The sequence below is a fragment of the Pseudomonas sp. MH9.2 genome, from assembly GCF_034353875.1.
Taxonomy (GTDB): Bacteria; Pseudomonadota; Gammaproteobacteria; order Pseudomonadales; family Pseudomonadaceae; genus Aquipseudomonas.
In genome coordinates this window covers 4,283,764-4,308,423 of the sequence record NZ_CP133784.1, presented here as the reverse complement: position 1 = coordinate 4,308,423, position 24,660 = coordinate 4,283,764, and the positions used below count along the sequence as shown (strand labels likewise).

At 58.6% G+C, this 24,660-nt stretch carries 27 protein-coding genes and 1 pseudogene; 14 read left to right on the top strand and 14 right to left on the bottom strand.

Annotated elements, in window-relative coordinates; genetic code table 11:
• Positions 1-3: 3 nt before the first annotated feature.
• The 3 genes from RHM55_RS19840 to RHM55_RS19830 form a co-directional block, all read right to left on the bottom strand.
• Complete coding sequence (locus RHM55_RS19840) at positions 4-885, bottom strand: branched-chain amino acid ABC transporter permease (protein WP_322177947.1); 882 nt, start codon at positions 883-885, stop codon at positions 4-6.
• Between the two features lie 76 nt (positions 886-961).
• Positions 962-1,753 carry an ABC transporter ATP-binding protein gene (locus RHM55_RS19835; RefSeq protein ID WP_322177946.1) on the bottom strand — a complete coding sequence of 264 codons (792 nt, stop codon included), beginning with the start codon at positions 1,751-1,753 and terminating at the stop codon, positions 962-964.
• A gap of 14 nt (positions 1,754-1,767) precedes the next feature.
• Positions 1,768-2,934, bottom strand: a complete 1,167-nt coding sequence (locus RHM55_RS19830) for an AMP-binding protein (protein WP_322177945.1) — start codon at positions 2,932-2,934, stop codon at positions 1,768-1,770.
• A gap of 292 nt (positions 2,935-3,226) precedes the next feature.
• On the opposite strand from RHM55_RS19830, the gene RHM55_RS19825 reads away from it, so the two are divergent.
• The 3 genes from RHM55_RS19825 (at position 3,227) to RHM55_RS19815 (ending at position 6,063) form a co-directional block, all read left to right on the top strand.
• On the top strand, positions 3,227-4,192 hold the full coding sequence (locus tag RHM55_RS19825) for a 2-hydroxyacid dehydrogenase (protein ID WP_322177944.1): 966 nt from the start codon (positions 3,227-3,229) through the stop codon (positions 4,190-4,192).
• A gap of 39 nt (positions 4,193-4,231) precedes the next feature.
• On the top strand, positions 4,232-5,236 hold the full coding sequence (locus RHM55_RS19820; RefSeq protein WP_322177943.1) for a class I SAM-dependent methyltransferase: 1,005 nt from the start codon (positions 4,232-4,234) through the stop codon (positions 5,234-5,236).
• Positions 5,237-5,478: 242 nt separating this feature from the next.
• A complete protein-coding gene (locus RHM55_RS19815; RefSeq protein WP_322177942.1) occupies positions 5,479-6,063 on the top strand; it encodes a TMEM165/GDT1 family protein in 585 nt (194 codons plus the stop codon).
• Positions 6,064-6,115: 52 nt separating this feature from the next.
• Here RHM55_RS19815 and RHM55_RS19810 read toward each other — a convergent pair whose 3' ends face one another.
• The 4 genes from RHM55_RS19810 to RHM55_RS19795 form a co-directional block, all read right to left on the bottom strand.
• Positions 6,116-6,934 carry a M48 family metallopeptidase gene (locus tag RHM55_RS19810; RefSeq protein WP_322177941.1) on the bottom strand — a complete coding sequence of 273 codons (819 nt, stop codon included), beginning with the start codon at positions 6,932-6,934 and terminating at the stop codon, positions 6,116-6,118.
• Between the two features lie 131 nt (positions 6,935-7,065).
• Positions 7,066-7,686 (bottom strand): SOS response-associated peptidase, encoded by a 621-nt coding sequence (locus tag RHM55_RS19805; RefSeq protein ID WP_322177940.1) that lies wholly within the window; start codon positions 7,684-7,686, stop codon positions 7,066-7,068.
• 86 nt (positions 7,687-7,772) lie between these two features.
• Positions 7,773-8,033: a putative signal transducing protein gene (locus RHM55_RS19800; protein WP_219063552.1), complete on the bottom strand. Its 261-nt coding sequence runs from the start codon at positions 8,031-8,033 to the stop codon at positions 7,773-7,775.
• The gene (locus tag RHM55_RS19795; protein ID WP_219063513.1) at positions 8,033-8,215 is read right to left on the bottom strand and encodes a CPXCG motif-containing cysteine-rich protein; all 183 of its coding nucleotides are present in this window, start codon (positions 8,213-8,215) and stop codon (positions 8,033-8,035) included. Before RHM55_RS19795 ends, RHM55_RS19800 begins: the two co-directional genes overlap by 1 nt.
• A gap of 120 nt (positions 8,216-8,335) precedes the next feature.
• On the opposite strand from RHM55_RS19795, the gene RHM55_RS19790 reads away from it, so the two are divergent.
• Both RHM55_RS19790 and RHM55_RS19785 read left to right on the top strand, forming a co-directional pair.
• Positions 8,336-9,499: a 1-acyl-sn-glycerol-3-phosphate acyltransferase gene (locus RHM55_RS19790; RefSeq protein ID WP_322177939.1), complete on the top strand. Its 1,164-nt coding sequence runs from the start codon at positions 8,336-8,338 to the stop codon at positions 9,497-9,499.
• A gap of 168 nt (positions 9,500-9,667) precedes the next feature.
• Positions 9,668-9,874 (top strand): hypothetical protein, encoded by a 207-nt coding sequence (locus RHM55_RS19785; protein ID WP_322177938.1) that lies wholly within the window; start codon positions 9,668-9,670, stop codon positions 9,872-9,874.
• 106 nt (positions 9,875-9,980) lie between these two features.
• Here the strand turns inward: RHM55_RS19785 and RHM55_RS19780 are convergent, their stop codons facing one another.
• Positions 9,981-10,565 (bottom strand): YajG family lipoprotein, encoded by a 585-nt coding sequence (locus RHM55_RS19780; RefSeq protein WP_322177937.1) that lies wholly within the window; start codon positions 10,563-10,565, stop codon positions 9,981-9,983.
• 782 nt (positions 10,566-11,347) lie between these two features.
• Here RHM55_RS19780 and RHM55_RS19775 point away from each other — a divergent pair.
• Together RHM55_RS19775 and mqo are read left to right on the top strand one after the other, a co-directional pair.
• Positions 11,348-11,488, top strand: a complete 141-nt coding sequence (locus tag RHM55_RS19775; RefSeq protein ID WP_322177936.1) for a hypothetical protein — start codon at positions 11,348-11,350, stop codon at positions 11,486-11,488.
• 52 nt (positions 11,489-11,540) lie between these two features.
• On the top strand, positions 11,541-13,049 hold the full coding sequence (gene mqo / locus RHM55_RS19770; RefSeq protein WP_322177935.1) for a malate dehydrogenase (quinone): 1,509 nt from the start codon (positions 11,541-11,543) through the stop codon (positions 13,047-13,049).
• A 73-nt stretch (positions 13,050-13,122) separates the two neighbouring features.
• Here the strand turns inward: mqo and RHM55_RS19765 are convergent, their stop codons facing one another.
• A complete protein-coding gene (locus RHM55_RS19765; protein WP_322177934.1) occupies positions 13,123-13,410 on the bottom strand; it encodes a PA4642 family protein in 288 nt (95 codons plus the stop codon).
• Positions 13,411-13,476: 66 nt separating this feature from the next.
• Complete coding sequence (locus RHM55_RS19760; protein WP_322177933.1) at positions 13,477-13,983, bottom strand: hypothetical protein; 507 nt, start codon at positions 13,981-13,983, stop codon at positions 13,477-13,479.
• A 177-nt stretch (positions 13,984-14,160) separates the two neighbouring features.
• Here RHM55_RS19760 and dauA point away from each other — a divergent pair, with 177 nt between their 5' ends.
• Positions 14,161-15,888 (top strand): C4-dicarboxylic acid transporter DauA, encoded by a 1,728-nt coding sequence (dauA, locus tag RHM55_RS19755; RefSeq protein WP_322177932.1) that lies wholly within the window; start codon positions 14,161-14,163, stop codon positions 15,886-15,888.
• Positions 15,889-15,923: 35 nt separating this feature from the next.
• On the opposite strand, the gene RHM55_RS19750 is transcribed toward dauA, so the two are convergent.
• Both RHM55_RS19750 and RHM55_RS19745 read right to left on the bottom strand, forming a co-directional pair.
• Positions 15,924-16,397: a WbuC family cupin fold metalloprotein gene (locus tag RHM55_RS19750; protein ID WP_322177931.1), complete on the bottom strand. Its 474-nt coding sequence runs from the start codon at positions 16,395-16,397 to the stop codon at positions 15,924-15,926.
• Positions 16,398-16,399: 2 nt separating this feature from the next.
• Positions 16,400-16,957: a hypoxanthine-guanine phosphoribosyltransferase gene (locus RHM55_RS19745; protein ID WP_219063503.1), complete on the bottom strand. Its 558-nt coding sequence runs from the start codon at positions 16,955-16,957 to the stop codon at positions 16,400-16,402.
• A 163-nt stretch (positions 16,958-17,120) separates the two neighbouring features.
• Here RHM55_RS19745 and upp point away from each other — a divergent pair, with 163 nt between their 5' ends.
• Entirely contained in the window at positions 17,121-17,759 is a 639-nt protein-coding gene (gene upp, locus RHM55_RS19740) for a uracil phosphoribosyltransferase (protein WP_219063502.1), read from the top strand.
• Positions 17,759-19,036, top strand: coding sequence for a uracil-xanthine permease family protein (locus tag RHM55_RS19735; protein ID WP_322177930.1), 1,278 nt, complete (start codon positions 17,759-17,761; stop codon positions 19,034-19,036). The genes upp and RHM55_RS19735 overlap by 1 nt, the downstream gene beginning before the upstream one ends.
• A gap of 113 nt (positions 19,037-19,149) precedes the next feature.
• Here the strand turns inward: RHM55_RS19735 and hemH are convergent, their stop codons facing one another.
• The gene (hemH, locus tag RHM55_RS19730; RefSeq protein WP_322177929.1) at positions 19,150-20,175 is read right to left on the bottom strand and encodes a ferrochelatase; all 1,026 of its coding nucleotides are present in this window, start codon (positions 20,173-20,175) and stop codon (positions 19,150-19,152) included.
• Between the two features lie 13 nt (positions 20,176-20,188).
• Positions 20,189-21,091, bottom strand: coding sequence for a TIGR01777 family oxidoreductase (locus RHM55_RS19725; RefSeq protein ID WP_322177928.1), 903 nt, complete (start codon positions 21,089-21,091; stop codon positions 20,189-20,191).
• A gap of 272 nt (positions 21,092-21,363) precedes the next feature.
• Between RHM55_RS19725 and RHM55_RS19720 the strand changes: the two are divergent.
• The 4 genes and pseudogenes from RHM55_RS19720 to RHM55_RS19705 all read left to right on the top strand — a co-directional run bounded on the left by RHM55_RS19720 (position 21,364) and on the right by RHM55_RS19705 (position 24,654).
• Positions 21,364-22,349: pseudogene (locus RHM55_RS19720) on the top strand (NAD(P)/FAD-dependent oxidoreductase).
• Complete coding sequence (locus RHM55_RS19715) at positions 22,346-22,561, top strand: TIGR02450 family Trp-rich protein (protein ID WP_322177927.1); 216 nt, start codon at positions 22,346-22,348, stop codon at positions 22,559-22,561. The pseudogene RHM55_RS19720 and the gene RHM55_RS19715 overlap by 4 nt, the downstream one beginning before the upstream one ends.
• Positions 22,562-22,734: 173 nt before the next feature.
• Complete coding sequence (locus RHM55_RS19710; RefSeq protein ID WP_322177926.1) at positions 22,735-23,700, top strand: DUF523 and DUF1722 domain-containing protein; 966 nt, start codon at positions 22,735-22,737, stop codon at positions 23,698-23,700.
• 3 nt (positions 23,701-23,703) lie between these two features.
• Positions 23,704-24,654 (top strand): MerR family transcriptional regulator, encoded by a 951-nt coding sequence (locus RHM55_RS19705; RefSeq protein WP_322177925.1) that lies wholly within the window; start codon positions 23,704-23,706, stop codon positions 24,652-24,654.
• The last annotated feature ends 6 nt before the right edge of the window (positions 24,655-24,660 follow it).

Here is a 24,660-nt window from a genome sequence, read left to right as displayed (position 1 = left end):
TCCTTAAACCCGCTCGATGGCACGTTCGCCAAACAGTCCGGCTGGGCGCACCAGCAAGAACAGCAAGGCCAGCACATAGGGAAACCAGTTCTCGAGACCACCCCCGATAACGGGGCCCAGATACACTTCTGCCAACTTCTCCGACGCACCAATGATCAGGCCGCCGATGATCGCGCCGCTGATGGAGGAAAAGCCGCCGATGATCAACACCGGCAACGCTTTGAGAACGATCAGGGAGAGCGAGAACTGGACCCCCAGGCGCGCGCCCCACAGCAGTCCGGCAACCAGCCCGACAAAACCGGCCACCGACCAGACCAATGCCCAGATACGTGGCAGCTTCACCCCTACCGCCAGGGCTGCCAGCGGATCGTCAGCGACTGCACGCAGCGATAAACCGACTCGCGTTTTGTTGAACATGACCGAGAGCACCACCACCAAAAGGGCGGCGGTAGCGGAGGCGAAAAGATCGAACTGCGAGAGGAGCATGCCTTTGATTTCCAGAGGCTCGTCGCTGATGCCCAGCTCCAGGCCATGCACTTGAGAGCCCCAGAGCGACTGGGCGAAACCCTCAATGACGTAAGACAGGCCTAGCGTGGCCATGAACAGAATGATCGGCGGTCGATTGACCAAAGGCCGTAACACGATCCGCTCGACCAACAGCGCCAGCACCACCATCACCGCCAGGCAGATAACAAACGCCAGCCAAAACGGAATGCCGCGCTCGACCAGGCTGACAAACGTCAGCGCAGCAAACAGCACCATGGCTCCCTGGGCGAAATTGAATACGCCGGAGGCTTTGTAGATCAGGACGAAACCAATGGCCACCAGCGAGTACATCACCCCTGCCAGCAGCCCCCCGATCAGTACTTCGAAGAAAAATTCCATGCTCAATCACCTGTTGTTCGGTGCATACGTTGCCCTGCTCCCCTGGTCATTCGAGGGGCCGACTCTTGCCTGGATGTCAGTGTCGAGTGCCGAGATACGCGGCGATTACCTTGGGGTCACGGCGTACCACCTCAGGGGTGCCATCGCCGATCTTGCTGCCGTAGTCGAGCACCACCACATGGTCCGAGATGCCCATCACGACGCCGATATCGTGCTCAATCAGAACCACGGTGGTGCCAAACTCCCGGTTGATGTCGACGATGAAGCGACTCATTTCCTGCTTCTCTTCGGCGTTCATCCCGGCCATGGGCTCGTCCAACAGCAGGAGCGTGGGTTCAGCGGCCAATGCACGACCCAGCTCGACACGCTTTTGCAAGCCGTAAGGCAACTTGCCAACGATCGCGTCACGCCAGGCGTGTATCCGCAGAAACTCGATCACTTGCTCGGCGGCTTCACGCTGGCGGTCGTCTTCAGCCGCAGCACGCCCTAAGCGCAGTGCTTGTTCCACCCAAGTGCTGCGGCGTTTGAGATTGCGACCGCTCAGCACGTTGTCGAGAACACTCATCCCCTTGAACAGCGCAATGTTCTGAAATGTCCGGGCAATGCCTCGTTGCGCGGCGGCGTGCGGGTGCATGCGGCGGTGAACTTCACCGTTGAAACTGATTCGCCCCTCCTGTGCCTGATAAACACCATTGATGACATTGAGCAGCGAACTCTTGCCGGCACCATTGGGGCCGATCAAGGCACAGATTTCACCGGGGGCGACGGCGAAGCTGATATCGGTGATGGCTTTAACACCCTTGAACGACAGGGAAATATGTTCCAGTTCCAGCAAAGGCCGCAGTACTGCGCGAGTAGCCTGAGACATCGTCGTGCTCCTGATCAGGCCAATTGCGGGCCGTCATTAATCCATCCATCGACCCGATCTGCTGACGCACGGGGCCGGGGTTGCCATTGACCCGGGTCTGGCCAGCCCTGGATGTTGATACCCAGCAATGCAAAGAATGCTTTGGTGTTTTCCGGTAACGCGTCACCCACCAGCAGCGCGGCGTGCGTACGGCTAAAGCCGAGGACATCGCGCAACGGTCTGCGGATCAACCAATCGCCCAGCACTCTGCGGACAACACCCGGCCTGCTGGCCAGCGCCCACTCGACCAGATGCCGCTGCCAACTGCCCACTGGCGGCAACCGGGTCAAGACCAGCGCATGCAGGCGACCATAAGTTTCGCGGGTGCCCGCCACCAGGGTCGGCCCCAGTTCGCGACGGTCGTTATCCCGAGTGGCCAGGCTCTCCGGAAAATTCAAACGGAAACCTGCAATCAGCCAAGGGGCCAGTAGATAGCGTGCTTGCCCACCTGCGGCGAACGCCCTGGCGGCCAATGCTTCCTCATGAATACCCAACTGCTGAACATCAACCAGATGCCGCCCCTCATTCAACAGTTCGGCATGGCTGATCCGCTGCTGCTCAAGCGTGCCGCCCTCAGCGCGTCGATAAAATGCAAAAGCCGTGTGCTGGGAATGCCCTCGAGTCGGTAACTCCAGATTGGGCACTTGCCCCACCAGACTTGCGTAGGCGACCCACCTGCCCTGTCCATCGGCGTTGCCTGTGACCGTGCGGCCGTCGGCATAGAACACCAATTGCGGGGCCAGGTGCGCGGCGTCCACCCGCTGAAGTTCTTCCAGCCCTTCGGCAAAGATAAAGTCGGGTTGCAGTTGCTCCAGCAACGCTGTTTGATCGGATGCGGCATCCAGTGGGTCGAGCAGCGCGGCCACTCCACCGAGCCACTGAGCAGCCAACGTCGCCAGCAAGGCTTCGGGCCGTGGCCGGCTTAGCAGTGTCAGCGTTGCACCCGAGGTAAAACCGCGCAGGTGCAAAGCCGTGGCAAGACTGAGCACCTGTGTGGCGACCTGAGACCAACTGCGCACTTGCCACACACCCAAATGTTTATGGCGCAAAGCGATACCTGCCGGTTGTTGCCCTGCTTGCAACAACAGCCACTCTGGAAGCGTGGTGGGAACCGTCTCCCTATTTTCCATGAACTCAGACATTGCCTTTCCCCGCCCACGTGCCGACTCAGCACCCTCCACAGCGATAGAGCAGCAACCGTGCCAAAGACAAATATCAATGAAAAACAATGAGTTATAAGTATTTAGAAATATCCAGCTGTGCTTCTCACTGCACAAGCTGTTGCGAGACTGTTTGCAGCCGAACAGTTGCGTGTCCCGCCGAATACGGACACCTCACCCAGACGGTCGCGTCAGATACCAGAAATTGATACCTTTCCAGTGCCTCCAGCCATTTCGGGCTGGACCTTATATTTTCGATAAGGCGCCTCATCCCATGAGCAATCATCACAAAGCAGTTTTCCTCGACCATACGTCTCTGGACCTGGGTGATCTTGACCTCAGCGAGCTGCGTGAACACTTCGGCGATTTGCAGTTGCACACCACCAGCACACCGCAACAGGTGATCGAACGCCTGCAAGGCGCGCAGGTAGCGATTACCAACAAAATCATGATCGATGCCGGCACGTTCGCCGCGTGTCCCGATTTGAAGCTGGTGCTGATTTCCGCCACGGGCACCAACAATGTCGACCTGATTGCAGCCCGTAAACATGGAGTTGTAGTCAGCAACTGCCAGGGATATGGAACTGCCTCCGTGGCGCAGCACACACTGATGCTGCTGCTCGCGCTGGCGACCCGCCTGCCGGACTATCAAAACGCGGTGCAGCATGGGGGCTGGCAGCACGCAAAACAGTTCTGCCTGCTGGATTTCCCTATCGTCGAGCTGGAAGGCAAAACCCTCGGCATGCTGGGTTATGGCGAACTAGGCGGCGCAGTCGCGAAGCTGGCCGAAGCCTTTGGCATGCGTGTACTGTTGGGGCAGATACCCGGCCGCCCCGAACGCGATGACCGTGTGCCGTTGCAGGAGCTGCTGCCGCAAGTCGACGCATTGACCCTGCACTGCCCGCTCAACGAACACACCCGTAACATGATCGGCGCCTATGAACTCGGCCTGCTCAAACCCCACGCATTCGTGATCAACACCGCACGCGGTGGCCTGATTGACGAACAAGCGCTCGCCGACGCCTTGCGCAATGGCCATCTGGGTGGTGCAGCGACGGATGTACTGACCGTCGAACCGCCGGTGAACGGCAATCCGCTGTTGGCTGGCGACATTCCGCGCTTGATCGTCACCCCGCACAACGCCTGGGGAAGTCGTGAAGCCCGGCAACGGATCGTCGGCCAACTCAGCGAAAACGCTCAGGCATTTTTCGCCGGCACACCTCGACGGGTCGTGAGCTGACAAGCTCTGTTAGACTTCGCCACTTTTCAGGAGCCAAAGATGGACCCGCGCAGTGAAGTGTTACTCCGTCAGGCCGAATTGTTTCAGGGCTCCGTGCTCCTGGCCGGGCTGCCTGCAGACGATCTGCTCGGGAAATTGCCGAATGCCCATGGCTGGTGCTGGCATGCTGGCGATCAAGCGGTGCTGGACGCGCGTTTCGAAGGCCGCTGCCACTTTGGGGTCAATGTGCCAGAGCAGGCGTTTGAAACCGCTGTGCTGTTTGTGCCCAAAGCCCGCGACCTGACTGATTATGTATTGAACGCCCTCGCATCGCGCCTGGCTGGACGCGAGCTGTACCTGGTCGGCGAAAAACGCAGCGGCATCGAAGCAGCGGCCAAACAATTGAGCCCCTTCGGCAAACCCCGCAAAGTCGACAGCGCCCGGCACTGCCAGCTTTGGCTGGTGACTGTCGAGAACGCACCGCAAGCGGTGACCCTGGAAAGCATGGCCCAACGCTATAAAGTCGATCTGGAAGACGGCCCGCTCACAGTGGTCAGTCTGCCCGGCGTCTTCAGCCATGGTCGACTGGATCGCGGTTCGGCACTGCTCCTGCAGCATCTGGATAAACTGCCCAGTGGCGAGGTGCTCGACTTCGGGTGTGGCGCCGGGGTGTTGGGGGCTGCGGTCAAGCGTCGCTACCCGCATAACAATGTCACGCTACTGGATGTCGATGCCTTTGCCACCGCCAGCAGCCGCCTGACTCTGGCCGCCAATGGCCTGGAGGGTGAAGTGTTGACCGGTGACGGCATCGACGCTGCGCCCATGGGTTTGAGCACTATTTTGAGTAATCCTCCGTTCCACGTCGGGGTGCATACCGACTACCTGGCAACCGAGAACTTGCTGCGAAAAGCACGCCAGCATCTAAAAAATGGAGGCGAACTCCGCTTGGTCGCCAATGCCTTCCTTCGCTATCAACCTCTGATCGAAGAGCATCTGGGCGTGTGTGCGGTGAAGGCACAAGGGCAAGGCTTTCGTGTCTATCGCGCCAAACGCGAAAAAAAATAAGCACTTGCCGAACGCTGTCGGTGTAGGCAGAATCCGCTCCGTCCTAGGGGAGTAGTCTCCCACGAGCGCCATGCTCGTCCGGCACGTATCAACATACTTGGTCAACAGACCATGGTGCGTGCGACCCAGATCCGCTCAGTCGGATCGGTGGTTTGACAAGACCTATGACACGAACACCTTACCCGGGGCGGGAAGGCTGTACGTGTCATAGCCGTGTCGACCCGCCCCTTAGGAAAAACCTGATGCTGGAATCCCTGCTCGTCCCCACCGCTGTTGTCGCCTTGGCCGAAATCGGTGACAAGACCCAACTCCTCGCCCTGATTCTCGCTGCGCGCTTTCGCAAGCCTTGGCCGATCATCGCCGGCATCATCGTCGCCACCCTGGCCAACCACGCCGCAGCAGGCGCCGTCGGGGCCTGGTTCGGGAGTTTCTTCTCGAACGCCACCCTGCACTGGATTCTGGCCGCCAGCTTCACCGCCACCGCGCTGTGGACCCTGGTACCCGACAAAATGGATGAAGACGAAGGCAGCACAGCGCGCAAGTTCGGGCCGTTCGTGACCACGCTGATCACGTTTTTCATCGCTGAAATCGGCGACAAGACCCAAATCGCCACCGTGATGCTCGCCGCCCAGTATTCCTACCTGTGGCTGGTGATTCTCGGCACCACACTGGGCATGCTGATCGCCAACGTCCCAGTGGTACTGGCAGGCAACTTCGCGGCTGAAAAGCTCCCCCTCACGTTGATCCGTCGCTTGGCAGCCTGCGCGTTTTTTGTCCTGGCCATCGTTGCGGTGTACAAGGCAATGCAGGTGAGTGGCTGGGTTTAAACGACATCTTCAAGATCAGAGGGGCAGGATCGTCACTGACGATCCTATCCACTCAGGGTTTTTTAGCCTGTTGATAAAGTGGCATTACCTTCGGGATGGCGCTTTGCAGTGATGCGATGCGGCTTTCCGAGGCGGGGTGAGTGCTCATGAATTCCGGCGGTGAACCTCCGGTGTTCTGGGTCATTTTCTGCCACAGGCTGATGGCGGCATTGGGGTTATAACCAGCGCGCGCCGCCAGCTCCAGCCCAATCAAATCCGCTTCATTTTCATTGCTGCGGCTATTAGGCAAGGTCAGGCTGTAATTCACCACCGTATCGGCCAATGCAAGACTGTCCTGACTCAATCCCAATAACGCGCCCGCGCCCTGCTTGGCCATCTCAATACCATAGGCCTTGGACATCGCTTCACGCCCATGCTCGCGCAAGGCGTGAGCAATTTCATGCCCCATGACCGCAGCGATTTCATCGTCAGTCAGCTGCAGCTTGTCGATCAACCCGGTGTAGAAAATGATTTTGCCACCGGGCCCGCAGTTGGCATTGAGCTCATCGCTTTTGATCAGATTGATTTCCCACTGCCACTGCGCCGAATCAGGGCGAAAAATCGGCGCCTGGGCAATCAGCCGATCAGCAATCGCTTTCACCCGTTTTGCGTCGGCACTGGTTTTATCCAGCACACCTTTGGTGCTGGCCTCGCCTACCGTCTGTTGATAAGACTGCGCATACATCTGATTGACCTCTTGGGTCGACAGCATGCTGAACATGTACTGCTTGCGCTCGACTCCCACCGCACCGCCGCTGGTGGTATTGACGGACTGGCAACCGCTGAGCAACAAGCTCGCGCTCAAGGCACACAGAGCAAATGACTGACGCATGGTGGATCTCCCTGGAAACATGGCCGGTATCCTAGGCAATGTCCCGCCGCGAAGCTAGATACAAGCCAGTTGCCACACTTGTAGATAGCGTCCGCAGATGATCGCAGGCTTGCCTGCGAAGCGTCTTCAGTTCAAAGCGGTGTCAGGCATTCCGGCGCGTTCAGTTTTGGATCGTTCACCAGGTTAGCCAGTGCTCGTTCACGCAGCGCCGTCTGGGGGCTGGCGAGCAATGCTTGCAGGGTAGACGTTGGTGTATCCGCAGCCAGCCAGGCTTCCTGCCCGGCCGCATCAAGGATCAGCGGGCGCCGCTGACTGGCTGCCGCCTGTGTGACGACGGCGACACTCAGGTACGTGTGGCCTTCTACCGGGTAAGCCTCCCAAATCGCAGCAAAAAACAGCGCAGAGCCCTCCCCCGGCGTCAGCCAGAACGGCCGCTTGCGCGTGGTGCCACGCCATTCGTAGAAACCATTGGCCGGCAACAGACAGCGGCGCAGCCGGAAAGCTTCGCGAAACATCGGTTGTTCGCCCAGGGTTTCGGCGCGGGCGTGAGCAGGCGTTCGGGAAAGGTCGGTCAACCATGGCGGTGTCAGCCCCCAACGTGCACGTGCCAGTTCGCGCTGAGTGTCCCCGCCGCGCAGCATCAGCACCGAGTCGCCCGGCGAGATGTTCCATTGCGCCTTTTGGTCAGCAGGAAAACCAGGCAAGGCCGCAAATGCGGGCGTCCAGCGAAACAGGGCATAACGTCCACACATAAGGGCAACACACTCTCTTTTTTGAAAAACCCTTTTTCAGACGCAGGCTTTAAAAGCCGGCGGTTGAAAGCAGGGCCAAACGCACGTCAACACTCCAGTACGTCAGGAAAATTGTCAGGTTCATCACCCGACAGCGGCAGTGCCGCATTGTACTCGGCGATCAACAGCCGTGCCTGTTCGGCCTGATCATTGTCCACCGACAGCCCTAACAGACCAAAAACCGGGAGCTCGCCCACGCCGCCAAGCAAGTCACGCCCCGTCAAATGCGCTTCGACGCCTTCACTGGCAAGCATGCCTTGCAGCAATTCGCCTTCCATCAAGTTTTCCGGCTCGTAGACTCTTTGCATCATTCATTCTCGCTGCGCACGTCCAGGGTCCATTCTTCGCCGTCCGTCTGCAAATCGAACACAATCGGTCGGCAACACACCGGGCAATCCTCGATATAGGACTGATCACCGCCAGATAAATCCAGCACGGCCTCAACCGACTCTCCACAGTAAGGGCAGTCATAACGCTCTATTTCCTGCATCGAAGTCTCCGGGGTGAGTTATGCGTATAATCGCCGTCTATTTGAAGCATGGCTTGTGGTCTGATCGCATTTTTCAGACCGGCCTGCCTTTACCCTAGCCGTTTCCAACAAGAGAGCATGATGGGCGAATTCGATGCCATCCGACCTTACAACGACGCCGAAGTCCCAGCCGTCATTGCACGCCTGCTCAGTGATAAGGCACTTCTTAAAACACTCACCCACTTTCGCTTCCCTCGCATGGCGGGCGCATTTGGCTGGATGCTGAAGCCTCTCATTGCGCATCGGCTACGTCGCGAGTTCGCCGAGGTCCATTCGGTGGCCTCGCTGCAGGACAAAGTCGAGGTTTACGTCGATCACACCATCGAGCGGGCTACCGACGGTGTGACCTACACAGGTGTCGAGCAGTTCAAGTCCGGCAGCGCCTATCTGTTCCTGGCCAACCACCGCGACATCGCAATGGACCCGGCCTTCGTCAACTATGCGGTGTATCACGCGGGCCTGCCAACGCCGCGCATCGCCATCGGTGACAACCTGCTGCAGAAGCCCTTCGTCAGCGACCTGATGCGCCTGAACAAGTGCTTCATCGTGCACCGTTCCATCACCGGGCGCAGGGAAAAGATGGCGGCGTACCTGCAACTGTCGGCCTATATCAATCATTCGATCCGCGATGACTGCCAATCGATCTGGATCGCCCAGGCTGAAGGTCGCGCCAAGGATGGCGACGATCGCACCGAATCGGCCATCCTCAAGATGTTCCACATGAGCCGCAAGGACGAGCCGTTCACCGAGGTGATCAAGTCGTTGAACCTGACGCCGGTGTCGATCAGCTACGAATATGACCCATGCGATCACGCCAAGGCCCGCGAGCTGTATATCCGCGCCACTACCGGCAGCTACACCAAAGCGCCGGGCGAGGATGATGTCAGCATCGCGCTGGGCATCACGGGCTATAAAGGCCGGGTGCATGTGAACTTCGCCACACCGATCAGCGGGGTATTCGAAGACACCAAGCAGTTGGCGATTGAAATGGACAAGCAGATCCTCGGCGGTTATCGCCTGTTTCCGGCACATTACCTAGCGTACGCGCAATGGGCGGATGCCGATCCGACGCTGGATGTACCCAGTGCCGCCAAGGTGTTTTCCGCTGACGAACTGGCCCGCGCCAAGGAAGAGTGGCAACGCCGTCTGGAGAGCTGCCCTGTCGAACACCGTCCGTATCTGGTGTTGCAATACGCAATGCCTGTGCGCAATCAGTATCGGGTCAAGGCCGGACGGGCGCTTTAAACTCCCGAATCATAAAAATGGCGCCTCTTCGGGCGCCATTTTTTTTGCCATTTTTCCAGGATACAGGGACGGATGACGATCCATCTGCCCGCTCATTTTGCCCCGGTCACCTAACCGTAACCTTAACCCGCCACTGTGTTGCACCTCGACACCTAAAGAGACCTTGTCATGCTGCATGCACAGAATCAGGATCGGCTATATCTGATTACCCAGAGCGACGAACAGGAAGCGCTGATCGATGCGCTGTCATTCAATGTGCAAGACCGTCACTGGCTGGTTTACTGCGCGCTGGGGGGCCATCAGCACCATGACCTGCCTGATCTGGATCAGCGGACGGGCTTGAGCTTTCTGGATTTCTATCACGAAGCCGCATGACCGGTTACAGAAGATGGGTGTCCGCCAGTCAGACCAAAAAAAACCGATTTCTCATTAAAGAAATCGGTTTTTTTGTGCACGGCGTGAATGCGGCGAACAGACCGTATTACTCGCCCAGCACCCTGCCGATGGTTTGATCCTGAAACAGCCGTGTCAGCGCATCGCTGAGCACATCACCGACAAGCTTGGTATTGGTTTCCTGGTTCGGCGCCATGCCGAAACGCTGGTCCAGCGAAGCGGCATACCGACCACTGTAGCTACGGCCGTTGTTTTGCACGTCAGCACGGAACGTCGAGCTGATGGTCGCTTCGGTCACGTACAGACCTTCTTTGGGCGATTGGTACTTCAGATCCACCAAAGTCACCGTCAACTGCGGTGCGTTGCCGCCGTTGGACGTCGGGGTAAAGCCCAGCAAACGTACAGCGGCTTCGGTCTGAGCTTGCAGTTTAGGCAGCAAGTCAGAACCCTGGACGCTGATGGCGCTGGTTTCCGGGTAAAGACCACCACGGGTTCCCAAGGTTGGCGATGGGCGACCATCGACGACGCGAACCACGACCGGCTGACCATGACCCACCGCAGCGAGTTGGCTGGTGAGTTTGGGTTGCGGGCTAAGTTGTTGCGGGCTGTGGGCACAGCCGACCAGGGTCAAACTGCCAACAGCAAGCAAACCGAACAACAGGCGATGCAACATGCTCATCTCTCCAGGGGCCAGACACAATAGATAGCCGCAGTATAGCGGCGCCAACGGCCCGCTCACTAGTCGAAAATAGGACCCGGGATGACAGGGTACAGTTCCTTGTGACATACCTTCGCCACGAAAGTGTTACCGAGATGTCACGTCCTTTGGGCAATCTTTCCCGGCTCACTCGACAGGAGCCTCGCCAGCCTGCGTATCAGCCCGCACGCTGCACACTCCGGTAACCGCCATCTCCTTGCGAACCGACTGACGCGCTAATAAAAGTCAGTTAATAAGATCAATTCCGCACGTTTCATCGCTATAATCTTCCCCCGATTATAAGGACGTCTCCTGATCGGGCCTCGCAGCATCGCTAATACCCTGTATTAGCTCCCCCGCACCGCCCACAGAGAGCCGCCCACACAGGTCGTTTGCAAGCGCAGTGCTTGCTGGTCCGGTGTCGAATAGCTCGAATCGCTTCGAACCTTTCTCGCCGTCCAGCCTCTCACCCTTGCCTGCATCCGATCTGCCGGAACTGCCATTGCGTCAGTTCTTTTTTGAGGTTCACGTCTCCAAAAGAGCGTGAAAAAAACGGGTTTTCACTACTTCACAAGAGTGTGGCGAGCAAATGAATAGTTTTGCGTTTGTAGATGCACCATTAATGTCTGACCCAGCCCCCTTGAACAGGACTGACTGCTGCGCAGCCTCCATGACTGGAGTCTGAAGCCTGTCCGCTACGGATTTGGTTGCACAACCGGACGCCTTGACGATAGTCGAATTGCTAACCGAGCCTGAAAATGAGTTCATACGAATTCAAAGCCCGATTGGCGGTGTCCGCTGAAGATGCAAAAAATTGCGAAGAATCGGACATGGCGATCCTGGCCATGAGTTACCAGGGGCATTTTCGGATACACGCCCCGCAAACACTTGGCAGCTGACCTCAGGATCGTATGCCGTCAATTTGGTTCTGCAGATTTTGGAGACGCGTTAATGGCGCATAACGAAGCAGTCGATGTGGTATTGGTTGGGGCAGGCATCATGAGTGCCACCCTTGCAGTACTGCTTAAAGAGCTCGACCCCAGCCTTACGCTGGAAGTCGTTGAGCTGATGGATTCTGGTGCCGCGGAGAGTTCAAACCCGTGGAACAACGCCGGTACCGGCCACGCAGGGCTATGTGAGCTGAACTACACGCCGCAAGCGGCCGATGGCTCCGTCGACATCAAGAAAGCGGTGCACATCAACACCCAGTTCGAGGTATCGAAGGAATTCTGGTCCTACTTGGCCAAGAAAGGCACATTCGGCTCCTCGAAGTCCTTTATCACCCCGGTTCCGCATCTGAGCTACGTCCAGGGTGAAGCAGGCGTCGCGTTCCTGAAGCACCGCTTTGAAGCCATGCACAAGCATCATGCTTTCACTGCCATGGAATACACCGAAGACAAGGCCAAACTGGCCGAGTGGATGCCTTTGATGATGCCGGGGCGCCCTGCTGACGAGCGGATCGCCGCCACCCGCGTGATGCAAGGCACCGACGTCAACTTCGGCGCCTTGACCAATCAGTTGCTCAAGCACCTGTCCAGCACCCCGGACGCCCAGGTTAAATACTGCAAGCGCGTTACCGGTCTGAGCCGCAAGGGTCAGGGCTGGAGCGTAAGCATCAAGGACGTCAACACCGGCAATACCCGCGAAGTCGATGCCAAATTCGTGTTCCTTGGCGCAGGTGGCGCGGCGCTGCCGTTGCTGCAGATGTCAGGCATCGAAGAAAGCAAAGGTTTCGGTGGTTTCCCGGTCAGTGGTCAATGGCTGCGTTGCGACAACCCGGAAGTGGTCAAGCGCCACCAGGCCAAGGTCTACAGCCAGGCCGCCGTGGGTTCACCGCCGATGTCGGTGCCGCACCTCGACACCCGTGTCGTCGATGGCAAGACCTCTCTGCTGTTCGGGCCATACGCCGGCTTCACCACCAAGTTCCTCAAGCACGGCTCGTTCCTTGACCTGCCACTGTCGGTTCGCGCCGCCAACATCGGTCCGATGCTGGCCGTGGCGCGCGACAACATGGACCTGACCAAATACCTGGTCAGCGAAGTGATGCAGTCGATGGAGCAACGTCTTGCAGCGCTGCGTCGCTTCTACCCTGAAGCCAAGGCTGAAGACTGGCGCCTGGAAGTAGCTGGTCAGCGCGTGCAGATCATCAAGAAAGACCCGAAAAAAGGCGGCGTCCTGCAATTTGGTACCGAACTGGTTTCGGCCAAAGACGGTTCTCTGGCTGCCCTGCTCGGCGCCTCCCCAGGTGCCTCGGTAACTGTGTCGATCATGCTCGATTTGATCGAACGCTGCTTCGCGGACAAGGCTCGCAACGAATGGGCCGCCAAGCTCAACGAAATTTTCCCGGCTCGGGAAAAGGCTCTGGAAACCGACGCGCAGCTGTATCAGCGCATCAACGCCCAGACCAATGAAAGCCTGGAGTTGGTAGAGAAGAGCAGCGAGACCAAAAGCTTCGCTTAAGGTAACGCGCTGTCTCCACCGCCCATAAAAAAACGCCCTTCGGGGCGTTTTTTTATGGCCTGACGTGTCCGTCTCAGCCGCGAGCTTTTTCGATCAACTCGATGTATTCATCGGCATGACGCTGGTCTGCAATAAGCGCGATGAAATCCTTGCCGTGCTCATCTTTGCCATCGAGGTCGTAACCGGCTTCGAGGAAGAACACCAGGAAACGTTCGAATTCATTGATCCGCAGGCCTCGGTACGCCTTGATCAGCTTGTGCAGCGACGGTGAAGTTGCATCGACCGGTTCGAAGTCGAGGAACAATTTGATCTGCGCATCGCCGATCTCATCACCAATCAACTGCTTCTTATCTTTACGCATTGCTGACTCCAACTGACTTGCGGATATTTCACGGGCAGGCAGTTTACCTCTCGCCCACCGTAACGCTCAACGCGCGCGTACGGCCATGGTGTGCAGATCGGCCCATACATGCCCATTGGCGTAGCTCAAAAACTGGCAATACACCTTCTCGTTGCGCAACAGATCGAGCACTGCCCGGTACTCAGCCATTGGGTAATACAGAGTCAAGGTACGGGTATGGTCATCGAAGGCAGGCTTCTTCAGGCTTTTACTTTCACCGTCGAAGTGAATCAGCACCTCGGACACGGTGGCGCCTTTGTTCATTGGCTTGCCCTTCAAACGCAGTAACACTGGAAAGGTCACCGGTATCGGCTGCTGATTGGACTGGCGCTGACTGCCAATTACCACCGAGTATTCAGTGATTTGCAGCAATTGTTGCTGTTCCGGATTACCCTCGCGCACCGCCAGATCATCAGGCGGCAAATAGTACGCGTGCATGGGTGTGGAGATGCCAGGGCTCTGGCTCGGCGCGGCAGCCAGCGGCAGGCTGAGCGAAAGCATCAAGGCTGCTGCACTACGGATTACTAAGGTCATGTTGACTCCCCAAAAAGCTGGAGAGCACTCTAGCATGAGGCTCGGTGATACGGATCAAGGCGCACTGCCCGTACCGAGCCCATACTTGAATGGGGTCTGACTGAAACCATTAGTGGCTGTACGAATAAATATAATGAATCAACCGAGCGGACCGATGCGCTCACTGCTGGAGTTGCCATGTCTTTCTCATTGCCGCCCGTTTTTTCTGCCTGGCGCCAAACCTGGCGTGCCGGATACTCATGGATAGCCTTGCGCGGCGACCTCAGCGCCGGCCTGACGGTAGGGGTTATCGCCATTCCTCTGGCGATGGCCTTGGCCATTGCCGTGGGCGTCGCCCCCCAATATGGGCTGTATACCGTGCTGGTGGCCGCCCCGTTGATCGCCTTGACGGGCGGCTCGCGGTTCAACGTCAGCGGACCGACCGCAGCCTTCGTGGTGATTTTGCTGCCCATCACCCAGCAGTACGGACTCGGCGGCCTGTTGCTGTGCACAATGCTTGCCGGACTGATCCTGATCACGCTTGGCCTGATCCGCGCAGGTCGGCTGATTCAATACATCCCCTACCCAGTCACCCTAGGTTTTACCGCCGGGATCGGGATTGTGATCGCAACCTTGCAGCTCAAAGACTTACTCGGTCTGACCCTCAGCAGCCAGCCGCAGCACTATGTCGAGCAAGTAGGCGTGCTACTCCAGTCGCTGCCCAGCGCTCACTTAGGCGATGCGGTGGTAGGCGCGGTGTGCCTGGCAGTCCTGATCGTCTGGCCACGCTGGGTGCCGAAAGTCCCGGGGCACCTGGTTGCACTGGCGGTAGGCGCGCTGCTGGGATTGCTCATGGAGGCAGCGGGCTGGTCAGTCGCAACCCTTGGTGAACGCTTCAGCTATAGCGTCGATGGCATCAGTCATGCCGGCATTCCGCCGTTCCTGCCGACCTTCACCTGGCCGTGGAACCTGCCCGCCGCCGATGGGCAATCGCTGACCCTGTCCTATGATTTGATCCGCCAACTGATGGCCCCGGCGTTTGCCATCGCGATGCTTGGCGCGATGGAGTCACTGCTATGCGCGGTGGTCGCCGATGGTATGACAGGCAGTAAACACGACCCCAATGCCGAGCTGATCGGCCAAGGCCTGGGCAATCTGGTTGGCCCGTTGTTCGGCGGGATCACCGCCACGGCGGCCATCGCCCGCAGTGCGGCCAGCATCCGCGCCGGTGCGTTTTCACCCATAGCGGCGATCATTCACAGCGCCGTGGTGCTGGTCGCGATTGTCCTGTTGGCGCCGCTGTTCAGCTACCTGCCCATGGCGGCAATGGCCGCGTTGCTGGTGATGGTGGCCTGGAACATGGCCGAAGCCCGTCACGTCATCCATACCCTGCGCATAGCGCCACGTAGCGATGTATGGGTACTGCTGACCTGCTTGAGCCTGACGGTGCTGTTCGACATGGTGCTGGCGGTCGGGGTCGGGCTGCTCATGGCGGCTGGGCTGTTTATCAAGCGCATGAGCGATCTGACCGACACTGCGGAACTGCCGCGCAGCTACCACCAAGCGTTGCACGACATGCCCGACCAGGTGCAGAGCTACGCGATTCGCGGGCCGTTGTTCTTCGGCGCGGCGGAAAAAGCCCTCAGCGTGCTGCGTAAGTTCAGCTCGGGGGTCAAGGTCGTGGTAGTGGAAATGAGCGCGGTGCCCATGCTCGATATGACTGCACTGGCAGCGCTGGACAGCGTGTTGGTTGAATACCGCAGTGCAGGGGTCGGCCTGATCCTGGTCGGGACCACGCCGAGGGTGCGCTTGAAATTACGCCGGGCCGGCGTGCATCGGCTTGAAGGGCAACTGGCTTACGTGCGCGACCTGCAACAAGCGCGAGTAAAAGCGTTGCGCTGGCTGGGTCAGGATGACGTGCGATAGATCATGTGTGTGTGTGTGTATCAGACACGCTGCCGCTACTCGAACTGCGCACGCATCCAGGCGTGATACTCGGCCACCCCCGCCTCGCCTTCGCGCGGAGCCCACTGTGCAAGCTCGGCTTCGCTGACCGGACGATAGGGACCGGCTTTGCATTCAAACATCAGGGTGTCCGGCGCCAGCACGACCAAACCGTGAAAAACGCCCGGAGGCAAATCCACACCCACGCAATCGCCGCCCGCCTGCATCAGCCGTTTGCTCAGCAATTGGCCGTCCTCATCGAACACCAACAGGCCCAGCGCACCCTTGAGCACCAACAAACATTCAGCCTTGTCGGCACTCAGATGGCGATGTGGCGGAATGTAAGTACCTGGCTGCATCCCCACCGCCATGCGGTGACACGGCTCTTCCATCTGATGGAAATTGTGGTGCTGCCGGCCACGCGGACTCGCCGCCGCTTTCTCGGCGAGATCGGCAAACAGCGACTGGTCGAGAAAACGCGGAGCGCTCATCATTACATTCCTTTAACCGCATAGATGCCAGCCGCGTTACGCCAGTAACCTTTGTAATCCATGCCGTAACCGAAGATGTAGCGGTCGATGCACGGCAGACCGACGAAATCGGCTTTCAGGTCAGCGCGCGCCTTGCGGTCGTGATCCTTGTCGATCAACACGGCGGTATGCACAGCGCGCGCACCGGCGTGCTTGCAGAAATCCACGATCGCGCCGAGGGTATGACCTTCGTCGAGGATGTCATCAATGATCAACACATCGCGGTCCATGAACGAGACTTCCGGCTTGGCTTTCCAGAAAAGGTCGCCGCCGGTGGTTTCGTTGCGATAGCGGGTGGCATGCAGGTAAGACGCTTCCAGCGGGAAGTTCAGATGGGTCAACAGCTTGCCAGAAAAAATCAGGCCGCCGTTCATCACGCAGAACACCACGGGATTGCTGTCGGCCAGCTGGGCATTGATCTGCGCACCGACACGAGCGATGGCGACTTCGACTTCAGCTTCTGTGTAAAGGCAGTCAGCCTCGCGCATGATTTGACGGATATGCTCGAGATCAGCAGACATAGCGCTCTCCAAGGGGTGCGGTGGAATAAAAGCGGGCAAAGGTACGCATCCGTTTCGGTCAGAGCAAGCACTTCTGGACTAACGTTCCGGATGTCTTAGGACAGTCACCGTTGAATAGATTAATCTAGGCCGTTTTTTTTGCCCCACGCCGGAGCCTTTCCTTATGCCTATCCGTGAGATCCGCCATCCGCTGATCCGCCACAAACTCGGCCTTATGCGCCGGGCTGACATTAGCACGAAGAACTTCCGCGAGCTTGCTCAGGAAGTCGGTGCGCTACTCACCTACGAGGCGACCAAAGACCTGCCGCTGGAAAACTACGAAATCCAGGGGTGGGCCGGCACTGTGCAGGTCGAGAAAATCGCTGGCAAAAAAATCACGGTGGTACCGATCCTGCGCGCCGGCATCGGCATGCTCGACGGGGTACTCAGCCTGATTCCGGGCGCCAAGGTCAGCGCCGTGGGCCTGGCCCGCAACGAAGAGACTCTGCAAGCGCATACCTATCTGGAAAAGCTGGTCCCGGAAATCAACGAGCGTCTGGCGATGATCATCGACCCGATGCTGGCCACCGGCAGCTCCATGATCGCCGCCATCGACCTGCTGAAAAAAGCGGGCTGCAAGGAAATCCGCGCCATGGTCCTGGTTGCCGCACCAGAGGGCATCGCTGCCGTGGATAAAGCGCACCCTGACGTGATGATCTACACCGCGTCCATCGATCAATGCCTGAACGAACACGGCTACATCATTCCGGGCCTGGGCGATGCCGGCGACAAGATATTCGGTACCAAGCAGAAGGACGCCTGATGAAGCCGGATGAGTTCAACGATCCGCTCTGGCGTACGGTTCTGTCGGGGGCACAAATGCTGTTTGTGGCCTTCGGTGCATTGGTCTTGATGCCACTGATCACCGGGCTCGATCCTAACGTGGCATTGTTCACCGCCGGGCTTGGCACACTGCTGTTCCAGATCGTCACCCGACGTCAGGTGCCCGTATTCCTGGCATCGAGCTTCGCCTTTATCACCCCGATCATTCTCGCCAAGGGTCAGTTCGGCCTGGCGGCGACCATGGGCGGCGTGATGGCGGCGGGCTTCGTTTACACCTTCCTGGGCCTGGCAGTGAAGGTCAAAGGCACCGGTTTTATCGACCGCCTGTTGCCGCCGGTGGTGATCGGTCCGGTGATCATCTCGATTGGTCTGGCCATGGCGCCGATTGCCGCGAACATGGCCATGGGCAAAGGCGGTGACGGCGCGGAACTGATCCCTTATCGCACCGCGATGTTGATCTCGATGCCAGCCCTGCTGACCACCGTGATCGTCGCGGTGTTCGGCAAAGGGATTTTCCGTCTGGTGCCGATTATTTCCGGGGTCCTGGTCGGCTTTGCTCTGGCGTTCTACTTCGGTGTGGTCGATACCGCGAAAATTGCCGCAGCCCCTTGGTTGGCACTTCCCCATTTCACCGCACCGGAATTCAACTGGCAGGCGATTCTGTTCATCGTTCCGGTCGCACTGGCACCGGCCATCGAGCATATCGGCGGAGTGATTGCGGTCGGCAGCGTGACCGGGCGCGACTACCTGAAAACGCCAGGCCTGCATCGCACCCTGCTCGGTGATGGTATTGCGACCACGGCGGCCGGCCTGTTTGGCGGACCTCCGAACACCACCTACGCCGAAGTCACGGGCGCGGTGATGCTGACCAAGAACTACAACCCGAAGATCATGACTTGGGCGGCGATATTCGCCATCAGCCTGGCCTTCATCGGCAAGTTCGGTGCGTTGCTACAAAGCATCCCGATTCCGGTGATGGGCGGGATTCTCTGCCTGCTGTTCGGCTCAATCGCGGCGGTGGGGATGAACACCCTGATCCGGCACAAAGTCGACCTGGCCGAAGCGCGAAATCTGGTGATTGTCTCGGTGACGCTGGTGTTTGGTATCGGCGGGGTATTGATTGGTACAGGCTCTGGCCCCGACGACTTCGGCCTCAAGGGCATTGCCCTGTGTGCCGTGGTCGCGATTGCGCTGAACCTGTTGCTGCCAGGCAATGACAGCTGGAAGCACAAGAAGAAGCTGGAGGAGATGCTTTAGTTTTTCGCTTCGTTCCCACAAGGGCTGTGCCAGGCACAGCCCTTGTTCCTGCACACGGGATCGAGCCTGAAGTTTTCACATCCTCCGCAAAAATCTTGCCCCTCACACCCCCATCAAAGCATCAATGGCGCCCGCTCACACAGCGTATTCAGCGCCGAGGCCCAGTCAGGATCATCATTGAGGCAAGGGATCAGGACCAAGTCGTCACCACCGGCTTCGCGAAATTGCTCGCGACCACGGTCACCGATTTCTTCCAGCGTCTCAATGCAGTCAGCGACAAACGCCGGGCACATCACCAGAATCTTCTTGACCCCCTGCTGAGCCAAGGCTTCAAGTCGTGCCTCGGTATACGGTTCGATCCACTTGGCCCGGCCCAGCCGTGACTGAAACGACACCGACCATTTGCCTTCGGGCAAGCCCAAACGCTCAGCGAACAGTGCAGCCGTGCGCAGGCACTGAGCGCGATAGCATGTGGCAAGCACTTCTGCAGACGCCGTCTGGCAGCAATCAGAGCCCTTGAAACAATGATTGCCCGTCGGATCAAGCTTGTGCAGATGCCGCTCTGGCAGGCCGTGGAAGCTCAACAAAAGATGGTCATGTTCCTGCTGCAAATGCGGCCGGACATGTTCCGCCAGCGCCTCAATATATTCGGGTTGGTCGTAAAAAGGTTGCAGCACCGAAAACTGTAGCTTCAGGTGTTTCGCCCGCACGACCCGCTTTGCCTCTTCGATCACCGTGGTCACGGTGCTGTCGGCAAACTGCGGATACAGCGGCGCCAGCGTCACCTTATGAATACCCTGGGCCGCCAGGCGCGTGAGCGTCGTCTCGATTGACGGCTCGCCATACCGCATCGCCAGCTCGACCGTGCCTTGGGTCCACTCCTTGACCATGGCTTTTTGCAAACGCTGGCTCAGCACCACCAGCGGCGAACCTTCATCCCACCAGATCGAGGCGTAGGCATGCGCCGACTGCTCGGGGCGCTTGACCAGGATCAGTGACACCAGCAAGCGCCGAATAGGCCAAGCCAGGTCAATAACATAGGGGTCCATCAAAAATTGATTCAGGTAGCTGCGGACATCCGCCACCTTGGTCGACGCCGGTGAACCCAGATTGACCAGCAACAGCGCGTGATCGGTCATGCAACATCCTATTTCAGTGGCGACCCAGCAAATTATCCAGGGCCGCGTGCAGATCAGTGAATTGGAAAGTGAAACCTGCCGCTTGCAATCGCAAGGGGTGCACGCGCTGACCACCCAGCAACATCTCGGACATTTCGCCCATCAGCACGCGTAACACAGGGGCCGGCAATGGCATGAACGCTGGGCGGTGCAGCACGCCAGCCAGCGTCTTGGCGAATTCGCGATTACGTACCGGGTGCGGCGCGCAGGCATTATAAGGACCTCGTGCGTCAGGCTGATTCAACAGAAAGTCAATTAGCGCAACTTGATCGCGCAAATGAATCCACGACATCCATTGCCGACCATTACCGATGGGCCCGCCCAGACCGAGTTTGAACGGCAGCAACAGGCGCTGCAAAAAACCACCGGGATTGGCCAACACCAACCCCGTGCGCACAATCACCACACGGATGCCCAGCTCTTCCGCACGTTGCGCGGTCTCTTCCCAGCTTTCGCACAACTGGCTGGCAAAATCCCGGATGACTGGCTGCGCGTCTTCGTCCAGCTCACGCTCGCCACCATCGCCATACCAGCCCACCGCCGAGCCAGAAATCAACACCTGCGGTTTTTGTTCGCGCCTCTCCAGCCAGGCGAGCAGTTGTTCTGTGAGGCCGATGCGACTGCTCAACAGCAGTAACTTGCGCTTGCGGGTCCAGGGCCTGTCGGCAATCGGCTCGCCTGCCAGATTGATCACCGCATCAACCGGTTCGGCACCCACCTCGTCAAGACGCGCAATGCCGCGGACCGAATCGCCGCAGAGTTTACCGACCTCTTCAGGCCTTCGACTCCAGACAGTGAGCTGATGACCTTGAGCCCGCCAGTGCTTGCAGAGTTGACGTCCTATCAAACCAGTACCGCCGGTCAGCAATATGTGCATGACATCTCCCTCGCGTGGCGTTCGTCGCAAATCGTTAGTCTATTAATGACACCCCGGCGCTTTTACTCGGCGCCGTTGACCTAACAATAGGCTACCCCTGAAAGCGGTGAGGCTGCATGACCCGTTCGGGTAGTTGAAAAAACCCATCAGGGCGCCAGACTCAAGCTGTCGAGCCGTACGATCAGCCCAAGGCAGCAAGTTATACCAAAAAACAATATTGTACAGGTTTTAACTACGGCGTAGTCTGTACAGACAAGGTAAACGAGGCCCCTATGACTGTACCCATCGCAATCATCGGCACCGGCATCGCCGGACTCTCTGCCGCCCAAGCCCTGCACGCCGCCGGGCATCCGGTTCATCTTTTCGATAAAAGCCACGGCAGTGGCGGCCGAATGTCGAGCAAGCGCAGCGATGCGGGGTCTCTGGACTTGGGCGCGCAGTATTTCACTGCTCGCGACCGCCGCTTCCTCGACGCGGTTCAGCAATGGCAAACCAAAGGCCATGTCGCTGAATGGAAGCCATTGCTCTACAACTACCACGCAGGCAAGCTCAGCCCGTCGCCGGATGAACAAGTGCGCTGGGTCGGCACCCCGCGCATGAGTGCGATTACCCGAGCCATGCGCGGCGATATGCCGGTCACCTTCTCTTGCCGGATCACTGAAGTCTTTCGCGGCGAAGAACACTGGAATCTGCAGGACGCCGACGGCATTACCTACGGCCCCTTCAGCCATGTGGTCATCGCCACGCCCGCACCGCAAGCGACAACCTTGCTGGCGGCCGCGCCGAAACTTGCTGGCGTCGCGGCCGGTGTGCAAATGGAGCCGACCTGGGCCGTGGCACTGGCGTTCGCCCCCCCCTGCAAACCCCGATGGAGGGCTGTTTCGTGCAGGACAGCGCGCTTGACTGGCTGGCCCGCAACCGCAGTAAACCGGGACGTGACAGCGCACTCGACACCTGGGTGTTACATGCCACCAGCGCCTGGAGCAAGCAGCACCTAGACATGCCGAAGGAAGCCGTGATCGAACAATTACACGGAGCCTTCGCTGAGCTGGTCGACTGCGCCATGCCCGCCCCCGCGTTCACCCTGGCACACCGCTGGTTGTACGCACGCCCGGCAACGGCCCACGAATGGGGCGCATTGTCCGACTCGGATCTGGGTTTGTATGTGTGTGGCGACTGGTGCCTGTCGGGCCGCGTCGAAGGTGCATGGCTCAGCGGTCAAGAAGCCGCGCGCCGGCTGATCGAGCATCTGGAATGAACCGTCTCAATCCGCGTAAATTGCTGCTGTCCAAGTGGACAGCAGCCCATCCTCAACACCGTGAAAAGCATTTTCTGGTCACCGAACTGTTCTGCGACGAAGAAGGCAACGTGCTGGATATCGAATTGCAAGCCGTGCTCACCCAGCGCAGTGAGCGCTTTCCCTGGCAAACCCTGCAAAACACTGAAGCCTGGTGCCTCGGCTGGAAGTAGCTCCGCGCCAAACACCTCTCCTCACCCTCGCCTGACCTCGTCACGGAAGCCCTCTTCCTGCCAATTCGTGACAACTCCTGTACAAATAATTTGACTTGTACAACCACGAACCTATGATGGACTTAAGTTGTACAGAAAACAGTATCTGTACAAGTCCAGCTCAGAGGTTCGTTATGACCAGCACCCCCGCCATCCACAAACCGAAGCTCGGTGTCAGCGCCTGCCTGATGGGCGTCGAAGTGCGTTTTAACGGCGGCCACAAAGAATCGCACCTATGCACCCGAAGCCTGACTGAGTATTTCGACTTCGTACCGGCCTGCCCGGAAGTGGCCATCGGCATGGGCATTCCCCGCGAAGCCATTCGCCTGATCGGTGACCCCGCTAATCCGCAGGCGGTCGGCAGCGTGCACAGCGAATTGAACGTGACCCAGGCGCTGGCAGATTACGGCACGCACATGGCGACCGAAATGGACGACATCTGCGGCTACATTTTTATGCAAAAGTCCCCCTCATGCGGCCTGGAGCGGGTCAAGGTCTACCAGGACAACGGCGTACCGGCAACAGACGGTGGTCGCGGGATTTATGCCCAGGCTTTTTGCGCTCGGCACCCGAATCTGCCGGTGGAAGAAGACGGTCGCCTCAATGACCCAGTGCTGCGAGAAAACTTCATCACCCGCGTATTTGCCTACGCCGACTGGCAAGCCTTGCTGCGTAACGGGCTGACCCGTCGCGGGCTGACCGAATTCCACTCACGCTACAAATACCAACTGATGGCCAACCACCCGGCGCAGTACAGAGTGCTTGGGAAGATGCTCGGTTCCATGGCCAAAGCCGATCCGAATGAAGTCGGCCCGCGCTACTTCAGCGAGTTGATGAGCGCGCTGAAAAAATGCGCCACCCGTGGCACCCACACCAATGTCCTGCAGCACCTCAACGGTTATTTCAAAAAAACCATGAGCGCTGGGGACAGCCAGGAAATGCAGCGCCTGATTGCTCAATATCGCCGAGGCGTCGTGCCGTTGGTGGTGCCCTTGACCTTGCTCAAGCACCACTTGCGCCAAAACCCCGACCCGTACGTGGCCCAGCAGATTTACCTGCAACCGCACCCGGAAAATCTCAGCCTGCGAAATGCGATCTAACCCATGAACGATTCTAGCTGCGAGGCACTCGACAATGCCCCGGAATCCGGGCCCGATGCCTACGCATTGGCGCTGAAACAAGGCTGGTTGCCGATCCGTGAAGTCGCCCGACAAACCGGGGTCAACGCCGTCACCCTGCGCGCATGGGAACGGCGCTACGGACTGGTAGTGCCACAGCGCACGCCTAAAGGTCATCGCCTGTATTCGGCCGAACATGTGCAACGCATCCTGAAGATTTTGACATGGCTCAACCGTGGCGTATCGGTCAGCCAGGTCAAACACCTGCTCGACACTCATCAGCCGGTCGCGAACAACCCTGAAAACGACTGGGACACTTTGCGCCAGGCGTTGATGCACGCGATCAGCCAACTGGACGAGCGCAAGGTCGACGAAACCGTCAACCAGGCCATGGCGCTGTACCCGCCTCGCACCCTTTGCGAGCAGCTTTTGCTGCCGTTGCTGGCAGAGCTGGAACAGTGCTGGCAGGGACAGTTCGGCGCGCAACTGGAGCGAGTATTTTTCTACTCGTGGCTGCGCAGCAAGTTGGGAGCACGGATCTACTACAACAACCGCCAACTCAAGGGCGCCCCTCTGTTACTGGTCAATCAGTCCGACCTGCCACTGGAACCGCACCTGTGGCTGACTGCCTGGCTGATCAGCAGCGCAGATTGCCCGGTACAGGTCTTCGATTGGCCGCTGCCGAACGGCGAATTGGCGCTCGCGGTGGAATACCTGCAGGCCCGCGCCCTGCTGCTGTATTCCAGCAAGGCGCTGAACCTCAGTCAATTGCCCAAGCTGCTGGGCAACATCGCCTGCCCCAAATTACTGGCCGGGCCAACGGTGTGCATCCATTTTGCCGAGCTGTCCGTATCGACCACTGAGATCGACGGATTGACGCTTGCCGAAGATCCACTGTCAGCTCAAACCGCACTGCACCAACTCGGGCTTATCTAAGGAACG